Source organism: Paenibacillus xanthanilyticus (assembly GCF_042682185.1).
GTDB classification, from domain to species: Bacteria; Bacillota; Bacilli; order Paenibacillales; family Paenibacillaceae; genus Paenibacillus_Z; species Paenibacillus_Z xanthanilyticus.
Map to the genome: position 1 here is coordinate 3,364,803 of NZ_JBHUHA010000002.1, position 21,959 is coordinate 3,386,761.

24 protein-coding genes and 1 pseudogene are annotated in these 21,959 nt (G+C 60.1%); 19 read left to right on the forward strand and 6 right to left on the reverse strand.

Features of this window, described 5'->3' with window-relative positions; translation table 11 throughout:
- Positions 1 to 79 precede the first annotated feature (79 nt).
- A complete protein-coding gene (locus tag ACFSKT_RS32310) occupies positions 80 to 757 on the forward strand; it encodes a DUF421 domain-containing protein (protein ID WP_377718799.1) in 678 nt (225 codons plus the stop codon).
- A 69-nt stretch (positions 758 to 826) separates the two neighbouring features.
- Positions 827 to 997, forward strand: a complete 171-nt coding sequence (locus ACFSKT_RS32315) for a nucleotidyltransferase domain-containing protein (RefSeq protein ID WP_377718798.1) — start codon at positions 827 to 829, stop codon at positions 995 to 997.
- Positions 998 to 1,214: 217 nt separating this feature from the next.
- Here ACFSKT_RS32315 and ACFSKT_RS32320 read toward each other — a convergent pair whose 3' ends face one another.
- Positions 1,215 to 2,030 carry a PPK2 family polyphosphate kinase gene (locus ACFSKT_RS32320; RefSeq protein WP_377718797.1) on the reverse strand — a complete coding sequence of 272 codons (816 nt, stop codon included), beginning with the start codon at positions 2,028 to 2,030 and terminating at the stop codon, positions 1,215 to 1,217.
- Between the two features lie 136 nt (positions 2,031 to 2,166).
- Between ACFSKT_RS32320 and ACFSKT_RS32325 the strand changes: the two genes are divergently transcribed.
- From ACFSKT_RS32325 to ACFSKT_RS32360, 8 genes and pseudogenes are all read left to right on the forward strand, one after another.
- Positions 2,167 to 2,766 carry a 5' nucleotidase, NT5C type gene (locus tag ACFSKT_RS32325; RefSeq protein ID WP_377718796.1) on the forward strand — a complete coding sequence of 200 codons (600 nt, stop codon included), beginning with the start codon at positions 2,167 to 2,169 and terminating at the stop codon, positions 2,764 to 2,766.
- Positions 2,767 to 3,007: 241 nt separating this feature from the next.
- Positions 3,008 to 3,541 (forward strand): CBO0543 family protein, encoded by a 534-nt coding sequence (locus tag ACFSKT_RS32330; protein WP_377718795.1) that lies wholly within the window; start codon positions 3,008 to 3,010, stop codon positions 3,539 to 3,541.
- On the forward strand, positions 3,501 to 3,989 hold the full coding sequence (locus ACFSKT_RS32335; RefSeq protein WP_377718794.1) for a CBO0543 family protein: 489 nt from the start codon (positions 3,501 to 3,503) through the stop codon (positions 3,987 to 3,989). The genes ACFSKT_RS32330 and ACFSKT_RS32335 overlap by 41 nt, the downstream gene beginning before the upstream one ends.
- A 55-nt stretch (positions 3,990 to 4,044) precedes the next feature.
- On the forward strand, positions 4,045 to 4,458 hold the full coding sequence (locus tag ACFSKT_RS32340; RefSeq protein WP_377718793.1) for a BlaI/MecI/CopY family transcriptional regulator: 414 nt from the start codon (positions 4,045 to 4,047) through the stop codon (positions 4,456 to 4,458).
- 3 nt (positions 4,459 to 4,461) lie between these two features.
- Entirely contained in the window at positions 4,462 to 5,310 is an 849-nt protein-coding gene (locus tag ACFSKT_RS32345) for a M56 family metallopeptidase (protein WP_377718792.1), read from the forward strand.
- A gap of 83 nt (positions 5,311 to 5,393) precedes the next feature.
- A complete protein-coding gene (locus tag ACFSKT_RS32350) occupies positions 5,394 to 5,837 on the forward strand; it encodes a DoxX family protein (RefSeq protein ID WP_377718791.1) in 444 nt (147 codons plus the stop codon).
- Between the two features lie 137 nt (positions 5,838 to 5,974).
- A pseudogene (locus ACFSKT_RS32355) lies at positions 5,975 to 6,196 on the forward strand (YiaA/YiaB family inner membrane protein); the annotation flags it as partial.
- On the forward strand, positions 6,170 to 6,418 hold the full coding sequence (locus tag ACFSKT_RS32360) for a YiaA/YiaB family inner membrane protein (protein ID WP_377718861.1): 249 nt from the start codon (positions 6,170 to 6,172) through the stop codon (positions 6,416 to 6,418). The pseudogene ACFSKT_RS32355 and the gene ACFSKT_RS32360, both read left to right, overlap by 27 nt.
- Before the next feature lie 103 nt (positions 6,419 to 6,521).
- Here the strand turns inward: ACFSKT_RS32360 and ACFSKT_RS32365 are convergent, their stop codons facing one another.
- The 3 genes from ACFSKT_RS32365 to ACFSKT_RS32375 form a co-directional block, all read right to left on the reverse strand.
- On the reverse strand, positions 6,522 to 6,722 hold the full coding sequence (locus tag ACFSKT_RS32365) for a hypothetical protein (protein ID WP_377718790.1): 201 nt from the start codon (positions 6,720 to 6,722) through the stop codon (positions 6,522 to 6,524).
- A gap of 218 nt (positions 6,723 to 6,940) precedes the next feature.
- Positions 6,941 to 7,129: a CsbD family protein gene (locus ACFSKT_RS32370; RefSeq protein WP_377718789.1), complete on the reverse strand. Its 189-nt coding sequence runs from the start codon at positions 7,127 to 7,129 to the stop codon at positions 6,941 to 6,943.
- 182 nt (positions 7,130 to 7,311) lie between these two features.
- On the reverse strand, positions 7,312 to 8,229 hold the full coding sequence (locus ACFSKT_RS32375; RefSeq protein ID WP_377718788.1) for a DNA-primase RepB domain-containing protein: 918 nt from the start codon (positions 8,227 to 8,229) through the stop codon (positions 7,312 to 7,314).
- Between the two features lie 190 nt (positions 8,230 to 8,419).
- Here ACFSKT_RS32375 and ACFSKT_RS32380 point away from each other — a divergent pair, with 190 nt between their 5' ends.
- The 6 genes from ACFSKT_RS32380 (at position 8,420) to ACFSKT_RS32405 (ending at position 15,373) form a co-directional block, all read left to right on the forward strand.
- Positions 8,420 to 9,922, forward strand: coding sequence for an alpha/beta hydrolase family protein (locus ACFSKT_RS32380; RefSeq protein WP_377718787.1), 1,503 nt, complete (start codon positions 8,420 to 8,422; stop codon positions 9,920 to 9,922).
- Positions 9,915 to 11,474 (forward strand): serine hydrolase domain-containing protein, encoded by a 1,560-nt coding sequence (locus ACFSKT_RS32385; RefSeq protein ID WP_377718786.1) that lies wholly within the window; start codon positions 9,915 to 9,917, stop codon positions 11,472 to 11,474. Before ACFSKT_RS32380 ends, ACFSKT_RS32385 begins: the two co-directional genes overlap by 8 nt.
- Before the next feature lie 24 nt (positions 11,475 to 11,498).
- Positions 11,499 to 12,173: a response regulator transcription factor gene (locus ACFSKT_RS32390; protein WP_377718785.1), complete on the forward strand. Its 675-nt coding sequence runs from the start codon at positions 11,499 to 11,501 to the stop codon at positions 12,171 to 12,173.
- Positions 12,170 to 13,570 carry a sensor histidine kinase gene (locus ACFSKT_RS32395; RefSeq protein ID WP_377718784.1) on the forward strand — a complete coding sequence of 467 codons (1,401 nt, stop codon included), beginning with the start codon at positions 12,170 to 12,172 and terminating at the stop codon, positions 13,568 to 13,570. The genes ACFSKT_RS32390 and ACFSKT_RS32395 overlap by 4 nt, the downstream gene beginning before the upstream one ends.
- Positions 13,571 to 13,828: 258 nt before the next feature.
- Positions 13,829 to 14,311 (forward strand): hypothetical protein, encoded by a 483-nt coding sequence (locus tag ACFSKT_RS32400; protein ID WP_377718783.1) that lies wholly within the window; start codon positions 13,829 to 13,831, stop codon positions 14,309 to 14,311.
- Positions 14,312 to 14,407: 96 nt separating this feature from the next.
- Entirely contained in the window at positions 14,408 to 15,373 is a 966-nt protein-coding gene (locus ACFSKT_RS32405; RefSeq protein ID WP_377718782.1) for a Gfo/Idh/MocA family protein, read from the forward strand.
- Between the two features lie 126 nt (positions 15,374 to 15,499).
- Here ACFSKT_RS32405 and ACFSKT_RS32410 read toward each other — a convergent pair whose 3' ends face one another.
- Positions 15,500 to 17,038 carry an IS1182 family transposase gene (locus ACFSKT_RS32410; RefSeq protein ID WP_377776384.1) on the reverse strand — a complete coding sequence of 513 codons (1,539 nt, stop codon included), beginning with the start codon at positions 17,036 to 17,038 and terminating at the stop codon, positions 15,500 to 15,502.
- A 330-nt stretch (positions 17,039 to 17,368) separates the two neighbouring features.
- A complete protein-coding gene (locus ACFSKT_RS32415; RefSeq protein WP_377717352.1) occupies positions 17,369 to 18,706 on the reverse strand; it encodes a uracil/xanthine transporter in 1,338 nt (445 codons plus the stop codon).
- A gap of 133 nt (positions 18,707 to 18,839) precedes the next feature.
- Here ACFSKT_RS32415 and ACFSKT_RS32420 point away from each other — a divergent pair, with 133 nt between their 5' ends.
- The 3 genes from ACFSKT_RS32420 (at position 18,840) to ACFSKT_RS32430 (ending at position 21,658) form a co-directional block, all read left to right on the forward strand.
- A complete protein-coding gene (locus ACFSKT_RS32420; RefSeq protein WP_377717351.1) occupies positions 18,840 to 19,727 on the forward strand; it encodes a LysR family transcriptional regulator in 888 nt (295 codons plus the stop codon).
- A gap of 166 nt (positions 19,728 to 19,893) precedes the next feature.
- Positions 19,894 to 20,376: a hypothetical protein gene (locus ACFSKT_RS32425; protein ID WP_377717350.1), complete on the forward strand. Its 483-nt coding sequence runs from the start codon at positions 19,894 to 19,896 to the stop codon at positions 20,374 to 20,376.
- A gap of 364 nt (positions 20,377 to 20,740) precedes the next feature.
- Positions 20,741 to 21,658 (forward strand): hypothetical protein, encoded by a 918-nt coding sequence (locus tag ACFSKT_RS32430; RefSeq protein WP_377717348.1) that lies wholly within the window; start codon positions 20,741 to 20,743, stop codon positions 21,656 to 21,658.
- Positions 21,659 to 21,959: the final 301 nt, after the last annotated feature.

Here is a 21,959-nt window from a genome sequence, read left to right on the forward strand (position 1 = left end):
CCGATGCTCGCCTCGTTTCTGCGCCTCCCGCCCCCGGTTAAGGAAACATAAGTTTCCGATGGAACGGGAGGGATAAGGCGTGGACTATGCGCATATCGCCATGAAGCTGGTAACCAGCTTTCTCGGCTTGTGGGTGATGACGAGGCTGCTCGGGAAGAAGGAAATTTCGCAGCTGACGCCCTTTGACTTCGTCACGTCGCTGATGTTGAGCGAGCTGGTCGGCGAAACGGTCTACGACCGGAAGATCTCGCTCGCCGAGGTCGTCTTCGCGCTCGCGGTCTGGTTGGTGCTCTCGCTGGCGCTCGAGAAGCTGCAGCAGCGGTTCCCGCTGTTATCTCGTCCGCTGAGCGGCAGGCCGGATATCGTTATTCGGAACGGACGCATCGACGAGCCGGCGATGAAACGCAACAAGTTGGACATGCATCAGTTGGGCATGCTGCTGCGCGAGCAAAATGTGTTCAGCGTGCAGGACGTCGCCTATGCGATATTCGAGACGAACGGCAAGCTGAGCGTCATGCGAAACGCGAAGACGGACGAGGTCAGCCGCGAGGATCTCGGCTTGCCGGAGAAGCCGGTCCATATGACGTACATGCTGATCGACCACGGCTGCGTGGAGCGTACGCTGCTGAAGGAGATCGGCCGCGACGAGCGGTGGCTGATGAAGACGCTGCAGGCGTGCGGCGTCGAGCAGGCGGAGGATGTGCTGTATGCGGAATGGTCGGCGGGGAGCGGGCTGCGTCTGCAGACGAAGGGCTAGTCGGCCTATCCGGAGGATCTTAGGAGTAGGTAGATTCGGAACGGAGTGAGAAGCATGGATGTGCCAAGCATGATGGCTAAGATTGTGGATTTTCTTAAGGAAATCGACGGGGTGCAGGCTCTGGTGCTGGGCGGTTCAAGAGCCAGGGGGACTGACAATCCGGACTCGGATATCGATATCGGCATTTATTATAGCCCTGGCAAGGCGTTGAACATTGCCGAGCTTAATCGGATCGGATGAACGAAAAAGGAGCGGCCGCTATCGCCGATGCGTTCAGCATGGTCCCAAGCGGCTGCTCCCATCGAATAAACGAAGCAATGACCTTAGTGACAGACGACCGGGCCGGTTTGGAGAGGGCTCTTGGCCTGCTGCAAGATCTGACTCGCGAAACAGGCAAGTTAGTTAGCGTCATGGAAGATTAACGGCGTTTATCCCCTGCTGACAAGCAAGCGCCGCCCTAGTAGCCCGTCGTCTCGGTGCCCGGGAACGGAGACGTCATCTCCACCTGCGGATAGGACAGCTCGAGCTTCTCCAGCGCCGCCACCAGAATGCGGAGGACGAGATAGTCGCGGAACCAGCGATTGTTGGCCGGCACGATATGCCACGGGCTGCGTTTGGAGGCGGTGGCGGCGAAGGCGGCCTCGTAGGCTTCCTGGTACTCGTCCCAGAAGCGCCGCTCCTCCAGATCGTTCGGATCGAATTTCCACAGCTTCTCCGGATTTTGCATCCGCTCCTGGATTTTGCGCAGCTGGAAGTCGGCCGATATATGCAGGAAAATCTTCACCACGACGATGCCGCTGTCCGACAAGTGCTTCTCGAAGTTCCGAATATGCTTCAGCCGCCGCTCCGCCTCGTCCTTGTCGATCTCTTCATGCACGCGCGTAATCAGCACTTCTTCATAATAGGAGCGATTGAAGGCGGTGATGAAGCCCTTCGCGGGCGCCAGCCGATGCGTGCGCCACAGAAAGTCGTGGGCGGCCTCCTCGTTCGTCGGCTTCTTGAAGCTCTCCGCCCGGAAGCCGTTCGGGTTAAGGCCGGCGAGCGTCTTCTTGATCACGCCGTCCTTGCCGCTGCAGTCCATGCCTTGGAAAATCACGAGAAGTCCGTTCGTCTTGCTCGCGAACAGCTTCTCCTGCTCCTCCTGCAGGCGTTCCTTCAACTGCTTCATCTCTTCGGCGACGGCCTCCTTGGAGGCGATGTCCGCCGTATCGGCCGGATCGAAATCCGCAAGCGCGATCTCTTCCTTGCCGCTCCTTCTGTATCGGTTCAGCATGTAGGCAGGTCTCCTTTCGGCCAAGCCGGATGTTCTTCTTCTTCACCGGAAATCCGCATCGGCCAATCAGGCAGGGCGCGCGCGCATCTGGTACAATGGAAGCATGACGCTGAAGTGACGAAGGAGAACAGATTCGATGAAATTCGGTTTCGATATTGACGATACGCTCATTAACTTGCGGGAGTTCGCGTTCGAGCTCTATGCCAAAAAACTGAACAAACAAGTGGACATCGCGGAGTTCCACAAGCTTACCGACGTGCCGATTCATTCCTTGTTCGGGTTGACGCGCGAGGAAGGCGGCCAGATGTGGAACGACAACCGGGGCGAGATTTATTTTACCGCGTGTCCCCCGTTCCCGAACGCGATCGAGGTGCTGCAGCAGCTGGTGCAGGACGGCCACGAGGTGTACTACATTACCGCGCGCGCGCCGGAATTCTGCGAGCAGACCCGGGATTGGATGATCGCGGCCGGGTTCCCGGTCGATCCGGACAAGTTCTACTGCGGCATGAGCGATACGGAGAAGGTACACATCATCCGCAAGCTCGAGCTGGACTATTATTTCGACGACAAGCCGGCCGTGTTGGATACGCTGGCGGAGCTGCCGCGGCTCAAGGCCTATGTGAAAGATACGTCGTACAACCGGCATCTTACTATTCCCCGGATTACCGACTGGCATGAATTGCTAACGGTGCTGCGGGAGGCGGGGACGGGCGGGGACGGGCGGCGGGAGAACTGAGGTCCGGCGCGGAGCCGAACCGCAGCCGAAAATAACGCGGGCAGCCGGCGGAGCGCCGTCGTAACGCTGCCGGTCCGCCGCCAAGCGCGCAGACAAGCCGGGTGAGCGTCAAGCCTTAATAGGTTTGACGCTCACCCGGCTTGGTTTATTTTGGTCCCGGATGCGCATATTGTTAAGACCGGCAAACGAACGCGAATGAAGCGGTCGGGCCGGCAAAACGCGAAAGAAGGAGCGGGGCGGCATGATCGCGATGAATGCCGAACGGTGGGTATTGCTGAGCGTGTGGGTTATCTGCCTGCCTGCGCTGTTTCTCGGAGTTGCCCGAGCCAGATGGCGAGAGATGGTCCTCGTGTTTCTATGGAATCAAACCTACACGTGGAGTATGAGTTTGGTCTTGGTAGAGGGCGGCCTCGTCTCCAATCCGGTGCGCGAATTCGTTCGGGCGTCGGGCAGCAATTTTTCGTTTAATTTCATTCTCTATCCGACGATTGCCGTGTTCTACGCGCTGCATGTGCCCCGAGGAGCATGGCGGAATGTCCTGCAACTCGGCTTGTTCATGGCAGGGCTGGGCGTATTTACGGAAACGGTGAGCAGCTTCACCTCTCTAATGGATATGCAGCGCCTCGGCTGGCCGCTGCGCATCCTCGTTTTCGGCGTCGGGCTGGCGAGCGCGCGGATCGGCTATTTGTGGTATTTCGGGCGGGGCCCTTTCGGCGCGAAAGGAGGCGGGGAGCGTGCAGACATGGCGAGAGACGATGCTCTTGATGGCGTCTGACGCGATCGGCATTATGCTGCTGGCGCTCGTGCCGAAAGAGAGGCGCAAGGAGGCGGCGGCGATCTTTCTGTTCCAGCAGCTACCGGCTTGGCTCTTGGGGCTCGCGGTCGTGGAATTAGGCTGGATCAGCTACCCGGTGCGCGAATATCAAAAGGCCAGTCATACGAGCTTCTCGTTCGAGTTCCTGTTGCTCCCGACGATCGCGGTGTATTATAACCTGCTGTTCCCGGTAAAGGCGACGCGTTGGACACAGCTCCTCTATACGCTCGCCTTCGGCGTTGCGATCACGGTGCCGGAATACATCATCATGCGCACGACGCGGCTAATCCACTACATTCACTGGGACTGGTATTGGACGCTGTTCAGCGTCATGGGCGTGCTGGTCCTCTCGCGTCTGTTCGCCGTCTGGTTCTTCGGAAGCGCGAGGCCGCGGCCGCTCAAGTCTTAAGTCCCTTGACAGTCCGAAACGACAAACACTACAATCGGTAGTGTGAGGTGCTACCATGAAAATTCCCAATTTTAAAACGAACGAAAGCGGACTGAACCGCTTCTTCGGCCCGCTCGAGGCGAAAGTGATGAACATCCTATGGGCCGGCGACGAAATGCCGATCAAGGATGTGCAGCAGCGGCTGGAGCGGGAGAAGACGATGAATTTCAACACCGTCATGACCGTCATGAACCGACTGGTGGAGAAGGGCATTCTGCGCAAGCGCACGGAAGGCCGCAGCTCCTACTACCGTCCGGTGCAGAGCCGCGAAGAGTTTCTGCAGACGCAATCAAAGGAATTGACCAACGAGCTGATGGAGGAATTCGGACCGCTCGTCGTCAGCCATATGCTCGACGCGCTCGACGAAGCGGACGAGGACTTGATCCAGAAGCTGGAGCTAAAAATTCAAAAATGGAAAAAAGGACAATAGCCGATGTGGAATAAACATTCGAAACGTTTATTTTGGACATGCGCGCTGCCCGCGGCGCTGCTGCTGTCCCAGATGGTGATCTACGCCCTGCATCTTGCGATCGGCTTCGAGCTCCGCTTCAATCTGTTCCAATTGTGCAGCAGCGTCGTGCGCAAATTTGGCTTCATGCTGGCCGTGTATTCGCTCGATGCCGTCGTCGTCTCGACGCTCGTCATGGCGCTGGCGATGGTGGTGCGGGAGATTGCCGTCGCGCGCAGAACACGCCGGAAGCTGTACGCGGCCATGGACGTGCGGGCAAGCGCCAAGTACAACCGGCTGTACGGCAGCGGCGCGGGCAAAATCATCGTCGTGCGCTGCGAGGAGCCGATCGCCTTCACGTTCGGATTCCGCCGCCCGCTCATCGTGCTGTCGACGGGGCTGGTGAAGCTGATGGATGCGGGCGAGCTGGCGGCCGTCATTCACCACGAGCGGTTCCATCAGCGCCACCACGATCCGGTGAAGACGTATTTGCTGCATTTTTTCGGCGCCGTGCTGTGGTATATCCCGATCTTGCGATGGGGCCACGCGCGATATAAGCTGACCCGCGAAATTCTCGCCGACCGCTATGCGATCGAGCGTCAAGGCACGCCGGCTTCCCTGTCGGGCGCGCTCGTCAAGATGCTGCGTTACGGCAAAACGGGACAGGTGGCGGTGGCGCACGTCTCGTTCGCGGATACGGGCGTGAACCAGCGCATCCGGCAATTGCTGGAGCCGAGCGACCGGGCCCAACTGAAGGTGCCGCTTATCCAGGCTGCGATTTCCGCCCATGTGATGGCCATATTAGGAGCATTATTTATGCTTGCCTGCTCCTAATCTTTTTTTGTCATTATACACTACACAATGTAGTGTTGATGAACCATATAAGCGGCTTCGTCCGCGACTTTGGAGGGAGATGGATGTTGATGAACAAGGCGCAAACAGACGTTGGAGTGCTGGTGATGCGGGTGCTGCTCGGGATTACGTTCTTCGCGCATGGCCTGAGCAAGTTCCAGAACGGGATCGATGGCACGGGAGGTTTCTTCGCCAGTCTGGGCATCCCGCTACCGGAAGTGATGGCGTACGTCGTGGCGATCGTGGAGCTCGTCGGCGGCATTCTGCTGGCGGTCGGCATCGGCTCGCGCTTGATCGGGGCGGCATTCGTCGTCATCATGACCGTCGTCATGATCACCTTGGGGTACAAAAAGCCGTTCATGGGCGGGTACGAATTCGACCTGCTGCTGATCGCGGTATCGCTGTTCTTCACGCTGAGCGGGGATGGGACGTATTCGGTCCGCCAGCTTCTCGCAGGCCGGAAGCAGCTGGCGGAAGGCGAAGGCAAGGTGCGGCGCATCGCCGGATAATGGGGGCGGTAGACGATTGATTGAAGGCTGGGGCTAAGACCTGGTACTAGATGAAGTTGGTACTGTGAGACCTGCGACCTTCCTCCTATAATGTGGATATGAAGCACAACCACAACCCATTAAATGGAGGAAATACAATGAACACGACACGCAAACGCAACACTTCCGCATTTACCTTTATGGCTTACGTCGCCTTCGCCTGTGCCTTCGCCGGCATGTTCGTCGGCATCTACACCCTTGACGAGGCGCTCAGCGTCAAAGGCTACTATGCCGTAACCGCTCTGTTCCTGACGATGTCCGCATTCGTGCTGCAGAAGGTCGTGCGCGACAACATGGAGGACGCGGAGGAAGGCAAGAAGCGCAACACGGCGGCCTTCACGTTCATGGCGTGGGCGGCGTTCGGCTGCGCGATGCTGGCGATGTTCATCGGGATCTACACGCTGAAGCAGGACCTGCCGGTCAAAGGCTACTATGCCGTGACGGCGCTGTTCCTGACGATGTCCTCGTTCGTGCTCCAGAAGACGATTCGCGATAATAGCGAGGATGCGAAGCAAGACGGCGGTCACCGTACGGAAGAATAGGCGGCAGCGGCTCGAAATCAAATAGGCGCCCAATGTCCCGATTAGGGGATGTTTGGCGCCTTTCCACGTTCAGGAAAGGAATGGAAAGGGTTGTCCTGCTCGGTCAATTCCGGTCCTGCCGCGGCTTCTTCTTCAATTGCTTGAGCTCCAGCCAATGAATGACGACCAGCAGCACGCCGCCGAGAGAGAGAAACAGCTTACCGTATCGCATCTCCGATTCCCCGATCCATGCCGACAAGAACTCGTACCCGTTAAGGACACCAAGAATTGCGCCGAATAACATCCAAAACCGCGCCAAGATCATAACAGACCTCCTCAAACTTTACATTTCCGTATTTGTCCATACGGGTGAGGAGGGATCGCCGTTCCTGAAAATAAAAAAAGCCGCCGTAACCGCGGTGGATGCGGGTTACGGCGACTTCCCGCCCGGCATGAGCCAACTGACTCAAAACAGGGCATGTCTGTTATGGGGTAGAACGAGTCCCGCCGGATAGCGACCGCTGGCGATCGCGCGGCGTTTCGCTATTTCGTTAGCTTCTCTTTCGCTTCGCCGATCGCCTCTTGGCCCTTGCCCTTCAGCTTGTCCAGCTTGCCCTCGGCCTGCAAAGACGCGTTATCGGTGGCGTTGCCCCATTGATCCTTGAGCTCGCCTTTGACCTGCGATACCTTACCTTTCACTTTATCGCCAAGCCCGTTGTCATGATTGCTCATGTCAATCGCTCCTTTCGATGTAAAGGCTGTACGTTTCTTTACACGGCTGGGGGCTTGTTCAAACATTCCAGGCTATACGGGACGGCGGCCACCATGGCGGTCGATAGGGAAGGAGCCGTCCGGCAGGGGGCGTCTCCTTCTTGTCGCGTCCTGTGCATACCCGCTCGCGCGAGGATTCCGCTTTACAGCTTAAGACCGAGGCTTTTCACCAGCTCTTCCTGGGTGAACGGCTTCTTCCGCCCCCAGCTAACCACGCGGACGAGGAACGGCTGGTCCGGGTTTTTCATATGGTAGAAGCCCGGCACGCGCATGACGCGGGACAGATTGGTGATGTGGGGATCGGAGCCGAATTTCTTGGTCAAGGCGTTCTGGATCGGCACGAACTTGGCGATCGCCCCGCCGCGGATGGGCCAATACGCGTGATAGCCGTTCTTGGTTTCCACGATCATGGCCTGCCGCAGCAATCCCCCGTATTTCTTGAGGAATCGCGCCTTCAGTTGGGCTACTCGGGCATCGGTTCGCTGGGCCTTCAACACGAACCGCCCGCTCGCATCACGGCTGACCGCAAGCATCCGGAGCTGCTCGGCCGGGTTGGCTTTCAAGGCGCGGACGCGGCGGTCGAGCTCGGCTCTCGTCGGGAACGACTCCACGATTTTGTTCAAATCCACGTCGATGAACTGAGCGTTGACGCGCCGGATGTCGCGATCCTTGACGCCGCCCTGGTTGATGCCCATAAACACGGCGTAGCCCTGCGCGTTCCGACCGAGTAAATGAACGGAGCGGCGGCGGCTCGACGCCAGCTTGATCTGCGTCACGGATTTGGACAAGCGCGCAGCCGGCGGCTGGAGCAGGATCGCCCCTTGATCCGAGGAGGAGCCGGAGGAGTAGGAATGGGAATGGGAGGCGGACCAAGCGGATGCCGAGGAGGCACGGCATCCATCTGCGTTAGGCGGGGCTTTGGGGCCATGGCGTTCGACGTCGTACACGAGGAGAAAGCGCAGCTTCTCCCGACGTGTATAGCGCAGCTTGCGGATAAAGCGATGCAGCTGCTCGGAGCTCTTCTTCATAACGGGGGAATACGGGGCGAACCGGTCGTTCATCGCATCACTTCCTTTTCGATAGAATCTGCCGTTGCTAGATTGCGAGATGCTAGATAATCGTATGCCGCGGGAATCGCGCGCGTGTGGGAATCGGCGTCTATTTTGGTCACGAACGACGGCGGTTGTTTATAACTCGTTCACAACTTTTTGTTACGGTAGCTCCATTCAAATCCGAATGGAGGAATGAGCGATGTCCGGCTATGAATATGCGCTGGCGGCGTCCGTGTTGGCTGCGATCCTCGTCCGCTTCCGGCAAGCAGGCGGGAGTTGGGGAATGCGTCTTGCGATGTTAACGAGCTTGGCTATGGTGGGGGCGGGTGCCGCGCAGCTGCTGGCGGAAGGGGTGGAGTGGAAGTGGGTGCCTTTATATGCGCTAGTGATACTGCTGTGCCTGTTGAGCGGGATCGCCGTCTACCGTCTTCGGAAAGGGACGTATCGCCCGTCGAACCGATGGGCGAGGAGCGCTTCGGGGGGGCTGGCGCTCGTGTACGCCGGCGGCGCGCTCGTCATCGGCGGCTACGCATTCCCGGACGTCCAGGTTGAGGAGCCGACCGGCCCTTATGCAGTGGGTACGGTGCTGCATCATTGGGTGGATGAGGCTAGGGAGGAGACGTATACGGCCAGCGCGGGCGACCGTCGGGAGGTGCTGGTGCGGCTGTGGTACCCGGCGGAGCGCGTAAGCGGCGCGAAGCGGGCGAATTACGGCTTCGGCGGCGAAGAGACGGACCGCTCCGGCGCGGCGCCCTTCTTGTACAAGGTGATCGCGGCATCCAACCGGACGGCCAAGGCCAACGCATACGAGGCGGCGCCGATCTCGCAGGCGTCCGCGACGTATCCGGTCCTGGTGTTCTCGCCCGGCTTCGGCGGGTCGAGCTTCATGTACGCGTCTATTCTCGAAGAGCTCGCGAGCCGGGGGTACATCGTCGCCGCGATTCAGCACCCGTATTTCAGCTATTTCTCGACCCGGTTCCCGGACGGGCGGGTCGCGCGCGGCATGTTCGATCCGGGCGCCTCGGACGACTGGCAGCGATCCGAGGACTTGATCGACGATATCCTCGTCCCGGACGTCCGGTTCGTCCTGGATAAGCTGGAAGAGCTGGCGGGCGGCGCTTCGGGCGGCGCGCTGGCCGGCAAGTTGGATGTGGCCCGGCTCGGCATGCTCGGTCATTCCTTCGGCGGCGCCGTGACCGCGCAGGCGATGGCGGCCGATAGCCGAATCAAGGCCGGTCTTGGCATGGATGGGTTCCTGTACGGCAGGAAGCTGACCGACGGCTTGAAGCAGCCCTATTTGTACATGATCACGGACGATACGGCGGCGTTCGAGAGCGGCAAGCTGGACCGCAGCGTCTGGGGCGACAAGCGGACGTTCGCGATTCCGACGCTGGCGGAATACGAGCGGTTTGCCGGCGAGCAGGCGGAGCGGCATGAGCTCGCGGTGCGGAACGGCGGCTACACGGTTGCGATGCACGGGGCCAATCACTACGATTTCTCGGACGGCTATCTGTATTCGCCGCTGATCGGGAGCGTCAGCGGGAAGGCGTTCTACCAGAAGATCGACCGAATCGTGCTGGCGTTCTTCGATCAGCACCTGCTGGGCCGGGCGAATGGGCTGCTGTCGCCATCCGCGCCGAAGGATTTGGATTATACAATCAAAGCGGCGACGCCGGGCGAAGGGGCGAAGTCGGATGAGTAACCGTCTGCAGCGCCGACGACGGGCATTCGGCTTCCTGCTGCTGCTCGCCCTGCTGCTGCCGCAGGTCGCGAGGGCCGCCGAGGATGAGGCGGGAGCGGCCGTAGATTTCCCCGAGCGGTTGAAGGCGGCCGCAGACTATGCCGAAGCGCAGCTGGAGCGGGCCGGCGTCGTCGGCGGCGTCTACGGGGTCGTGCACAAAGACCAGTTGGTGTTGGCCAAAGGGATGGGGACGATCGACTTGCGCGCGTTCAAGACGCCGGACGCCCGTACCGTATACAACGCGGCTTCCGTCACCAAAGTGGTCACGGCAGCCGCCATCCTGCAGTTGGAGGGACGGGGACTGCTGCGGCTCGACGATCCGGTCCGGCGCTACCTCCCGTGGTTTCGCTTCAAGGACGAGGCGCTGTCCGCCCAGATCACGCTGCGTCACCTGCTCCTCCACGCGGCGGGCGGCGTCGACTCCTGGGCGACGGATGGTCTGCTGTTCGATACGCCGGCTGCGCGTCACCGCCTGGAGGATTATATCCGATCGCTTCGCAAAGCGGACATGCGCAGCGAACCCGGCACGGCGGCTGCTTATTGCAACGGCTGTTTCAACGTGCTAGGGCTGGTCATCGAGCAGGTGACGGGCATGGATTACGCGGATTACATGACGGAGAATCTCTTCCGGCCGCTTGGCATGTCGCGATCCTTCTATGGGAAGCCGCCGCAAGACGCGCCGGACCTGGAGCTGGCCCGGGAATACTTCTGGCTGTTCACCCGCAAGACGGAGCTAACGCGTTCGTATGAGGCGTTCGGCGCAAGCGCGGATCCCGATGGCGGCTTATATACGACACTGGAAGACTTGGCCAAATTCGCGGCTTGGCAGCTGGGTTACGCCAAGTCGGCTCCGCTGCAGCCATCGTCGCGCGCGATCGAGGACGCGTTCAGAGGGATGATCGCATCCGGCGGCGGGTCGCGCTACACGGACGGGGGCTACGAGACGAAGATGCTGCATGGCACGCCGGTCGTCTATAAAGGGGGAGACGGTATCGGAACGGCTGCGTTCCTCTTGCTCTTGCCCGAACGGGAGCTCGGCGTGCTCTTGCTCATCGGTGAATTTCATCCGGAGATTCAGGAGCCGATTGCGATGGGCATGGCCCGTATCCTGCTCGGGGAGAAAGCCGAGCCGATCGCTGCTCGCGGCACGTTCGGCTATCTGATGGGTTGGGTAGCGCTGGCGCTCGCGGGGGCAGGTGCCGTGCTCCTCTTGTTCTTCATCCAAAGGCTGCGGAGCGCCGGTCTGCGGGCGCGTCGCTCGGGGCGATCTTGGCTCTTCGCGATACTCTCGGGGCTGCCGGCCGCCTTCATCTGGTACGCGTTCGCTGTCATTCGGCCCTCCGGCGTATTCTTTTACGGCTATCCGTACGATATCGCGGTCGGAAGCGTGCTGCTGGCCGTCGGCTTGACGCTGTGGTGTCTCTATCATGGGATGAGGTTTATTATCTCGTTATCCAGAAAAAGGAAGCGAGTCAAAGATCAGCTTGCTATAATGGTGGAAAACGAAAACTAGCCGTATACGTAGGGGGGAGCGCTTGTGCCGAGCATTTTGGCCGTGGATGACGACGTGAATATCCGCGATTTGATCCGGATGTCCTTAGACCGGGAAGGGTTTACGGTATATCCCGCGGAGGACGGACTAGCCGCATTGGAGACGATGGACCGGGCGAGGATTGATCTGGCGGTCGTCGATCTAATGATGCCGCGGATGAACGGGTATGCGCTATGCGACGAAATCAAACGTTACGGGGACATCCCGGTGCTCATGCTGACGGCGCTTGGATCGACGGAGGATATCGTCAAAGGGTTTCGCCAAGGGGCCGACGATTATTTGGTGAAGCCGTTCGAGCCGGCGGAGCTCGTCGTGCGCATCCGGGCGCTGCTGAAGCGGTATCGGATCAACGCGTCGCAAACCATCGAGCTGGGCCGGACGATCATCGACCGGCTCCAATATTCGGTCTTGGTGAACGGCGCCGGCGTGCATGTGCCGCCGAAGGAATTCGAGCTGCTCTTCTGTCTGGCCGGCTCCCCGGACCGGACCTTCACGCGGCAGCAGCTGGTCGAGCAATGCTGGGGCTACGATTACGAGGGCGGGGAACGGACCGTGGACGTGCATATCGGGCGGCTGCGGGAGCGGCTTGCGCCGCTCGAGTGCGGGTTCGCGATTATGACGGTTCACGGGCTGGGCTATAAGCTGGTGAGCCGCCTATGATCCGGACGCTCCGGGCGCGCGTCGTCTTGACGTACATCGGCGTCGTCACGGTCAGCGTGGTCGCGGCGTTCCTCGTCTACAACCTCGCCTTCTCGGGTCCCGAGACGAGGCGGTACGAGCGGGAAGCGAAGGCTGCCTTGCATGCGGCCGTTCAGCTGTACGAGCGGGTTCAGCCGGCGGACGAGGATGTCTTCTGGGAGGGGATCGCCCGTACGCGGGGCGCAGCGCTGCGTCTCTATGAAGCCGACGGCGCGTACCGCGAATACGGGGAAGCGGTTGGGATGGAGGAGGCCGTCGTGAGCACGGGCGATATCGCCGCCATATTGGACGGAAGAGAACCGACGCTCGAGGCGGATCCGGCCTGCGGCTGCGAACTCGCCGTCGGCACCCGGTTAAGCGGGGGCGGGGCCGGGACCGTGCTGGTCATGTTTCCGCGCCCGATCGAAGGGGATTACAGCGTATTGGTCATTCTAGGCGTCGTGCTTGCGGCCGGCAGCGGTCTATTCCTGTTCGTCTCGGGTCGTCTCGTCGGGCCGATCCGAAGCATGACCGCCGCCGCGACGCGGATGTCGGAAGGAGATTTGCGCATCCGTCTGCCGGATACGAGGAGCAAAGACGAGCTGGGCGACCTGTCCCGGGCGTTCAATCATATGGCCGGTCAGCTGGAGCGGCAGGATCGGATGCGGCAGCAGTTCGTCGCCAACGTCTCGCACGAGCTGCAGTCGCCGTTGACGTCGATCAGAGGCTTCGCTTCCATGCTCCGCTCTCCGGGGATACCGGAGGCGGATCGGGACCGCGCGCTGCGCGCGATTCATGAAGAGAGCGGACGGCTGTCGAAACTGAGCGGCCATCTGCTCATGCTGGCGACGCTGGATGCGGGACATTGTCCGTTCGATCCCCAGCCGGTGCGGGTGGATGAGCAGGTGCGCCGGAGCATGCTGCTGCTCGAGCCGCTGTGGTCCGCCAAGGAAATCGAGGTCGCCTGCGATCTCCCGGCGCTTGCCGCGGCGGGGAATCACGCCCTGCTGGAGCAGCTCTGGGTGAACCTGCTCGGCAACGCGATCAAATATACGCCCGCCAAAGGCCGGATCGCGGTGACCGGAACCAGCGTGGCGGACGAGATCTCGATTACCGTCGCCGATACGGGCATCGGCATTGATCCGGCGGATCTCGAGCGAATCTTCGAGCGCTTCTATAAGGCGGACCAGGCGCGCAGCCGCAATGTCGAGGGCAGCGGGCTGGGGCTCTCCATCGCGAAGCAAATCATCCTGCTGCATCAGGGGCGCATCGAAGCGTCCAGCGTGCCGGGGAGCGGCAGCGCGTTTACGGTACATCTTCCGGCGGCACGACGGCCGGCGGGAGCGAGCTTTCCAGCCGAGCGAGGAGTCGCGCGATAAGCGACGGCCGTGCCCAGTTGTAGTCTGCAGCCATCCGAAGGGAAGGTCGCGTGTTTGTCGAGTGCCGGCAGGCTGCTCCGTGGTCGACGAAGCTTGCGGCAAGGATATTTTGAAAGGAAGGAATTAGGAGATGGCGTTTGAATATGGAGCGGACAAACTCGCATAAATAGCGGTTGACGCATCGGACTACGGGGAGTAGAATTGTCAAATGTCGGGTTTAACCTGACACCACATGTTAAAGTGGGGTGTTGAACGTACATGTTTCAATTCAATTTTCGCGTCTGGGCGATCTGCGGTTACGTCGCGCTAATTTATTGGGTTTCCCATCACATTCCTTCGCTGCGGATGCTGTTTTATCCGACCCTTGGGGCCTTTTGCTTCCTGTTTATGTCCCGCACCGATTACCGGGGAATCGCGAGAATCGCGCTCGGCGCGTTTATGGCCACGCTGATCGGGACGGTTATTTTCAACTTCGTGCCGGGCATTGCCGCCCTGTTCTTGAATACGCTGATCGTCATTCAACTCAAGCATCTCATGAAACTCAATGCGCCGCCGGTGCTCGCCGTATCCTTTATCCCGTTCTTCTCCGGCGCGGTGGCGGCCTGGCATGTGCCGCTGCTCGTGGGCTGCTCGCTCGCCGGGCTGACGTTCGTGCTGATGGGCGTCCACTGGCTGGAGAATCGGATGCCCGTGCTGCAGGGGTTGGTCGCCAGGCAGCCGAAAAGCATGGAAGTCGAGTAAACCTCCGTCGTCCCTCCCGGGCGCGGAGGTTTCTTTTTTGTCGGGCGGACGGGATCGTGTTATGCTGGCGATAGTTAGGGAGAGGGAGCGATAGAAATGGTAGAGAACCGGATTAAAGTAGGCATCGTCGGGATCGGGGATATCGCGCGCAAAGCGTATTTGCCGATTCTGGGCGTTCATCCGCAGGCGGAGGTCGTCGGTCTGATGAGCCGGACGCTGGCTTCGGTGCACGCCGCGGCCGATCCGTACCGGATCGAAGGCCGTTATGACCGGCTGGAGGCGCTGCTGGAGAGACGCCCGGAGCTGGTCTTCGTCCACAGCGCGACCGAGACGCATTACGATATCGTCATGCGCTGCCTGGCCGAAGGGATTCACGTCTACGTGGACAAGCCGCTGTCGTGCGATATTGGGCAGTCCGAGGAGATGGCGGCCGAGGCGAGACGGCAGGGCTTGCTGCTGGCCGTCGGCTTCAACCGCCGCTTCGCGCCGATGGTCGCCGAAGCGCGGAGCTGGCTCGCGGAAGCGGGCGGCGCGGGGACGGTCATCGTGCAGAAGAACCGGACGAAGCCGCAGAAGCGCTCCGCGAAGGAGACGCTCTACGACGATGCGATTCACGGCATTGACCTGGCGATGTGGCTGTGCGGCGACGGCGAGGGCGCCGATCCGGAGCTGGCCGCTGCCTCGCTCGCGGTCGATGGGGAGGGGTATTTGCGCTCCGTCTTCGGCATGCTGCAAGGCGCGGACAGCCGGGGCTGCGCCGGCGCGTTCTCGATGGACCGCGCGGCCGGCGCGGACGCCGAGCGGGTCGAGCTGCACGGCGGCGGCCGGTCGGCGGTCGTCGAAGACCTGGAGCGCGCGGTGCTGTTCGGCGCGGCGGAAGGCAGCCGGACGCTGGCTTTCGGCGGCTGGGACTCGCATCTGAAGCGCCGCGGCTTCGAGGGCGTCGTCCAGCATACGCTGGACTCGATCGCCGATCCGTCCCGCTGCGCGATCCGCGCGGACAAGGCGCTGGGCAGCCACTACATGGTGGAGCGGCTGGCGGCGAAGCTCGCGAACGGTTAAGGACGCGAAGAATTAGCTGGGTGAATCATTAGGAACATGAAAAGAGGCCGTCTCAAAAGGGTTGAAGTAAGTGACTCCTAACTCGCGAATGGCCTCCAATTGCACAAAAAATGGCGTTACAGGGTCTTATCCCTGTGACGCCATTTGCCATTTTCGGTCCATTGCGGCTTTCTTCAGCAAATTATGGGCGAGCGAAAGCCACCCGACCTCCAGGCTCACTTTTGGCAAGCCCCGAAGCAGGAATCTTCGGAATCCCCGGTTGTTCTTCATCTGTCCAAATACGCTCTCGGGTTCATGCATTCGTCGAACCGAGAGTGCGTAGCCTTCTTCGCTCTTGAAGCGCTCACGTGCCTGTTGCTTGTAGCGAAGATAATCCAGGCTCACTTTAATCTCGCGGTCACCAGCTGCCTTTGTGCAGTTTACTTTTAGCGGACATCCTTCGCAGCTGGCACTACGGTAATGACGGTGACGAAGTTCATAGCCGCTTTCCGTACGTTCTTTGCTTTCTCTGCGGAAGGTAAGCGTTTGTCCCGCCACACATACCCAGCTGTCCTCTTCAGCGGTGTACGTCCAGTTATCTAGTTTGCTCACGTCTTGCTGCCAAGCCTTGGTGTTCTCGCGATGGTACGTTGCGTACTTCACAATGGCTTCCACGTTTTCTTGCTCCAGGTACGCGTAGTTCTCTTCTCCGCCATAGCCGGCGTCCGCGATGATCGTGCCAGGTAGTACACCTAATGCGTGTTTCACTTTCTCCAGATGCGGCTTCAGGCATCTGGTGTCCGTTGGACGCTGGTGAACGCTGTACCCTAGGATAAATTGGTTCTCGGTTCCGATCTGTACATTGTAGCCGGGTTTGAGCTGACCATTTCGCATATGGTCTTCTTTCATGCGCATGAAGGTGGCGTCTGGATCTGTTTTGCTGAAACTGTTGCGGCTCCCCAAGATGGTTTGCTGGGATTCGTACTTTTGGAGTCGCGGCAGCAGGTCTTTACGAAGGATGCGAACTGTTTTCTTGAGCGGCTTGTCCTTTGGTTTCGCTTCGAGTCGTTGTTCGAGCTGCTGCACCGCATGTTCCAGCTTTTCGCTCGTCATGTCTGCTGCTTCACCAAGCTCACTTAGATCCAGACCGCGGAGGACTTGATCTTCCTGCTTCTCCGCTTCTTCGATGGTCGCGAACAAGGTCTGTACTTTCTCCTGCAGTTTCATTTTGTGTTTAATGACCGTGCGGTTCGCATTGGCTTCAATCTTGGTCCCGTCTACGAAGTAATGCTCGAGTTTGACGTACTTCGCTTCGATGAGAAACTGAAGAACGGCGGTGAAAATGGATTCCAATACGTCTTTCATGCGCTCGGAACGAAAGCGATTAATGGTGCGGAAGTCTGGGCGCTGCCGCGCAGCCAGCCACATGAACATGATGTTCTCCCGAACGGCTTTGGCAATTTGGCGTGAGGAGTAAATCCGCTGCGTGTAAGCGTAGATGATGATCTTCGTCAGCATTTTGGGGTGGTAGCTGTCCCGACCGCCGCCGGGATAGGCCTTGGTGAAGAGGTTCATATTTAAGCGGTCGACCGCATCATTGACGATGCGAACGAGATGGTTTTGAGGGATATCTTCTTGCAAGTCCATTGGCAAGGACAGTTGGTCCATGGTATATTCTTTGTACAAAAGAAGCCTCTCCTTTGGTTAGATGGTTGGTGGTACTTCCATTCTAACAAGGACAGGCTTCTTTTGTTTTGAAACTTTAATGAATGGTTAGCCAAAACGGAGCAGGTCGCATGATTCTGGAGAAGCGTCAGCGTTCGCCTTTGTGAGCGGATTCCTACCTTCGCCCATTACATTCAGGGAATCCGGGAACAACAGCGATCGGAAGAACATGTGACCGCGCAGTGGGTGCGGTAACCCAGACATTGTTTTTAAAAAACGGGGGTATCCCAAGGTCATCTTTTGATGACTTTTGGGACACCCCCTTTTTGAATTTGCGGATAAGGCTGGCTGTTATCCGTCCATCTTCAGCGGCTCTGTCCGAACGCCTGGCAGCTTCAGCTCCGCTTGCGCGGCCCGCCTGGCGAGAAACTCCAGCACGATCGAGGCAAGGATGCCGACGACGAGCCCGTTGCCGACAAGCGGGCGGAGGAAGAGCGGCAGCTCGGCGAAGACGGCGGCCGGCGTGTTCATGATGCTGATGCCGAGCAAGAGCGGAACGGCGATCCGGTAGAAGCCGCGGGCGTCGACGCCCTGGCTTTGGATGGCGCGGAACGCGGTGCCGAACATTTGCAGATAGGCGACGAACAAGACGGCGCTGCCGACGCTGATCGGCAGAGCGGCGAACCACTGGCCCAGCTGCGGCACGAGGCCGAGCACCAGGAACAGCGCGCCGCCGATCGCCAGCGCCTGCCGGTGCAGGATGCGCGTGCTCTCCAGCAGCCCGAGCGAGGAGACGAACGTGCCGAAGGGCAGCTGACCGAACAGCGGAGCGATCATCGACGACAGCCCCGTGATGAGGAAGGAGCGCCGGTGCTGTCCGTCCGTCGGCGCTTGGCCGTAGAGGTTGCCGGCTGTATGGAGCGCCGTGACGGTGTTGGACATATTGATCAGGCCAACGATGAACGCGGCGATCAGAATGCCGGCATCCAGGCGCGGCGCTCCCCACGGGAACAGCGGCGTCGCGCTCGCTTCATGGACGGCCGCCTTGCCGCCGGCGGAAGGGAACAGCAGCTCGAACGCGATCCAGCCGGCCGTCATGCCGATCAGCATCGAGAAATTGGCGAGCGGGCCGCGGCCTTTGACGGTCAGAAGGCCGACGAGCACCGCGATGCCGACGGACAACGCGGCAACCGGAACGTTCATGTGGCCGTTCGGTTGAATGTCGAGCATGCCCTCGAAGAAGTGCATGATGAGCTGCACGGCGAGCAGGAACAGCGAAATGCTCATGACGACCGGCGTAAACCACTTCGTTAGCTGCCGGCTGAAGCCGAGACCGCCGAGCACGGCCATGAGCAGGCCGGCCAGCATGAAGCCGGCCGCGAGGCCGCCGCCGATCTCGGCGACCGGCGTGCCGCTCGCGGAAGCGGCGGCGACGAGGCTGAGCGTGATGCCCCACCAGACGCCCGACGGACCGTCCATGATCGCGAAACGGTGGCCAGCGAGCGCCTGTAAGATACAGACGGCGCCGGTCAAGATACACGATATTTGCAGCGTAAAAGCGATTTGCCCAGGCGAAAGCTCGAACAGCTGGCCGAGCGTAATCGGCACGACGATGGTATTGGCGAGGATGAAGAACATCCATTGGATGCCGGCTAACGCGACTTTCGGCGTTATTCGCCCGCTATTCATGGCGATTCCCCCTAAATAAGTTCTCCTTGATGTCAGCCAACATGGTAACATGGGATGTAAGATATATAAAGTATGAAAATCATCTGTTTACCATATCTTTTTCATATGGATTCGTACGAGAGGGGGGCCATGCATGGACATCAAGCAGCTGCGGTATTTCGTGGCGATCGTGGAGGAAGGGCAGATTACGGCCGCGGCCAAGCGGCTGCACATGGCGCAGCCGCCGCTGTCGCAGCAGCTCAAGGCGATGGAGCAGGAGCTCGGCGCGGCGCTGTTCGAGCGGGAAGGCAGGGGGATGCAGCTGACCGACGAGGGCCGCGCGTTGTATCGGCATGCGGTCCGGATTATCGCGTCCCTGCAGGAAGCGGAGGAAGAAATCCAGGCGATCCGCCAAGGCTGGACCGGACGGCTGTCGATCGGCGTGAACACGCTGTCGGACGAGCGTCTTCCCCGCATTCTGCGCCTCTTCCAGCAGAGCTACCCGCAATTCACGTTCAGCATCAAGCAGAACGACTCGTCCCAGCTGTGCCACTTGGTCCGGGAGCGGGCGCTGGATCTGGCGATCGTGCGGCTGCCCCTCGAGCTAAGCGGATTCGCGCTGCACTACGTCAAGTCGGAGCCCTATTATTTCGTCGGCGGCCCCGATATCGCAGAGCCAGGCGGCTCGATCTCGTTCGGTCGGATCGAGCGGTATCCGTTGATCGTCCCCAGCACGGAGGGGCTTGGCATTAACCAGATGATCCGCGACGAATTCGTCAAGCGCGGACTGTCGCCGAACATCGTCTGCGAGTGCTCGGACATGACGACGCTCATGCAGCTCGTCTCGACGGGCTTCGGCGCGACGATCGTACCCGAGACGGTGGTGAAGCTCCACCGCGGCGTTCCGATCCGCACATTCGAGCTGGAGGGCAATCCTTCGCCCGCGCTGTGCGGGCTGATCGGCCTGCAAAACGGCATGCTGTCCAAGGCGGCGCAGGCGTTCATCGACGCCTACCGCGAGGCGGGGCGGGTGGACGAGTAAACCGGGCTGGATGAGGGGCAGGTCACATGCTCGTCTAGTGCAAGGCGGCACAGTCCAGCTTGCGCCGATCACCGCTAGGCGCGGGCCTGCGCGAAAGTTCTGGGCGGGAGCGGAGACGATTCACCCATACAAGCCAATGGGCGTACACCTGTATGGAGTGAATTTTATGATGAAGGGAACGATCCGCTTGTCGATCATGCCGCAGTTCATTAACCCGCAAGTCATTAATCAACAAATTTTGAACGGGCGCGTAGGCCATTTCTTCCGCTCCAGCATCCCGGGATTCGGCCTCGTGACATGGCAGCTCATAGCCTTCACGCCGCCGGCGCCGGGCGCTGACCTTGGCAGCGGCACCGTTTCGATTAATATCGTCAATCCCGACGGCAGCTTCCAATTCACGCAGGTAAGCAATCAGGATCTGGTGGGCATTCAATACTTGGGACCGACGCTTCCGCAGCAGCCGCAGCCGCAGCCACCGCAGCCGCAGCCTCCATTCCCGCCGTTCCCTGGCGGCGGCGGAACGCAGAGGCCGCCTTGGTGCGCATTCACGCCGTGGCATCCGTCCTGCTGGCGGTCCGAGGATTACGCCGCGCAAAGCGGCTACCGCGGTTATGTCACGTATTTCGTGCCGGTGCACTACCCGCTGTAAACGGACGCTGCGCGTATCGCCGCATTCGAACGAAGCGTGTTTGAACGTCATCGCAAGCCCCGTTCCAGAGACATTGGCGCATTGCTCGGTTCCCCTCAGCCCTTAGCCTTCTTCGGTCACGCGCCGGAGCGGGCTTTTTTGTCTGCGGCCAAGAATGGCTTCCGCCTTCCCTAGACAGCTGTCTTCCAAACTGCGCTCCTTGCTTCTTGTCTATCGCGGCATCCGCTCCTCCGCTCCGTCTTCCGTTCCTCTACGCTCCTTCCTGGGGCGGACCCGAGAGGCGTCCCTTAAGTCCAGCTCCCGCTCCGTCTGCCGCCCGTCGTGCCTATCCATATCCTTCCACTAGAATGGGAGTATCGAATCGATGAAGGGTGGTTGGCTGAGGATGGTCGGCAATCGAACGGCAATGACGGCAAAAGGCGCGGCGAATCCGACGTTTTTCGCAGGGGAGCGATGGCTGGTCGGGATGGGACTGCTGGGCTTCGCGCTGGCGGTATTTTGCGGGATTTGGACGCTGGTGAACGGAGCGGAAGTCGGGGCGGAAGGCAATATGATGAACGCGTTCTCGTTCAATGCGGCGCTTGGCATGTTCATTATCTCCACGGCGGCGGTCCTGCCGCTGGCGGGCATGGGGGCGAGGGCGCGCGCGTTCTTTCGGTGGTCGTATATCGTGCTCACGCTGTATTCGTACGCGGCGGAGACGGTGCAGAACGCGCGGGGCTTCAACCCCCGGTTTACGCAAAGCACGAACGACTTCGACGTCATGGCCGGCAATTTGTTCGGTCTGGTCGCCATGCTGCTGGTGCTTTTCTACGCGGTATTCGCCACGTATTTCTTCCGGCGCCGGACCTATGAACGTCATCCTGAGCTTACCCTGGCGCTTCGATATACGATGATGGCGGTCATGATCTCGTTCGGCGCGGGCATCTGGATTTCGCTTAATCTCGGCCGCCACGTCGGGGCGGAAGGCAACATTATTTGGCTGCACGGCCTCGGCTTCCATGCGCTGCAGGCGCTGCCGATCCTCGCATGGCTAACGCTGCGCGCGCCTTGGCCGGCCCGCACTCGCCGCAGCGTCGTGCATGCCGCAGGCCTATCGTATGCCATCGGCTTGCTGCTGATGGGCGGGCAAACGATGCTCGGCCATCCGATCATGGAGTGGTCGGCGATGTCCGTCGCGGCGGGACTCTGCTTCTTGTTCGGGCTGGGGCTTGGGGCATCCGCGGCAGCGGCTGCCCTGGGGAATAAAGGCGGCGCGGCGCGCGTCCATCGGGGCGCGTAGAAGACGAATGCCATGAAAATTAGACGACCCCCGTTTCGCGAAGAAACGGGGGTCTTTTTTTGCTCATATAGGCCAGTATAAGGTGCACACTTAAACTTGAGCCTCTATGACTCCGGAACGAAACGCGCCTCGCCGCAAAAGACTGCGCTAGCCGTTTCGCCTCGATTTACGCGCTTGCCTGCGCCATATATAGTAGCGTAACCGCTCATGTTTTCCGTAATGTCTTGTCTTGCACGAAAACAACGAAAGCCCTAACCTCTCAATCGTCCTTGCGGTTCCGAAGACCGCGCCAGTGTGAATC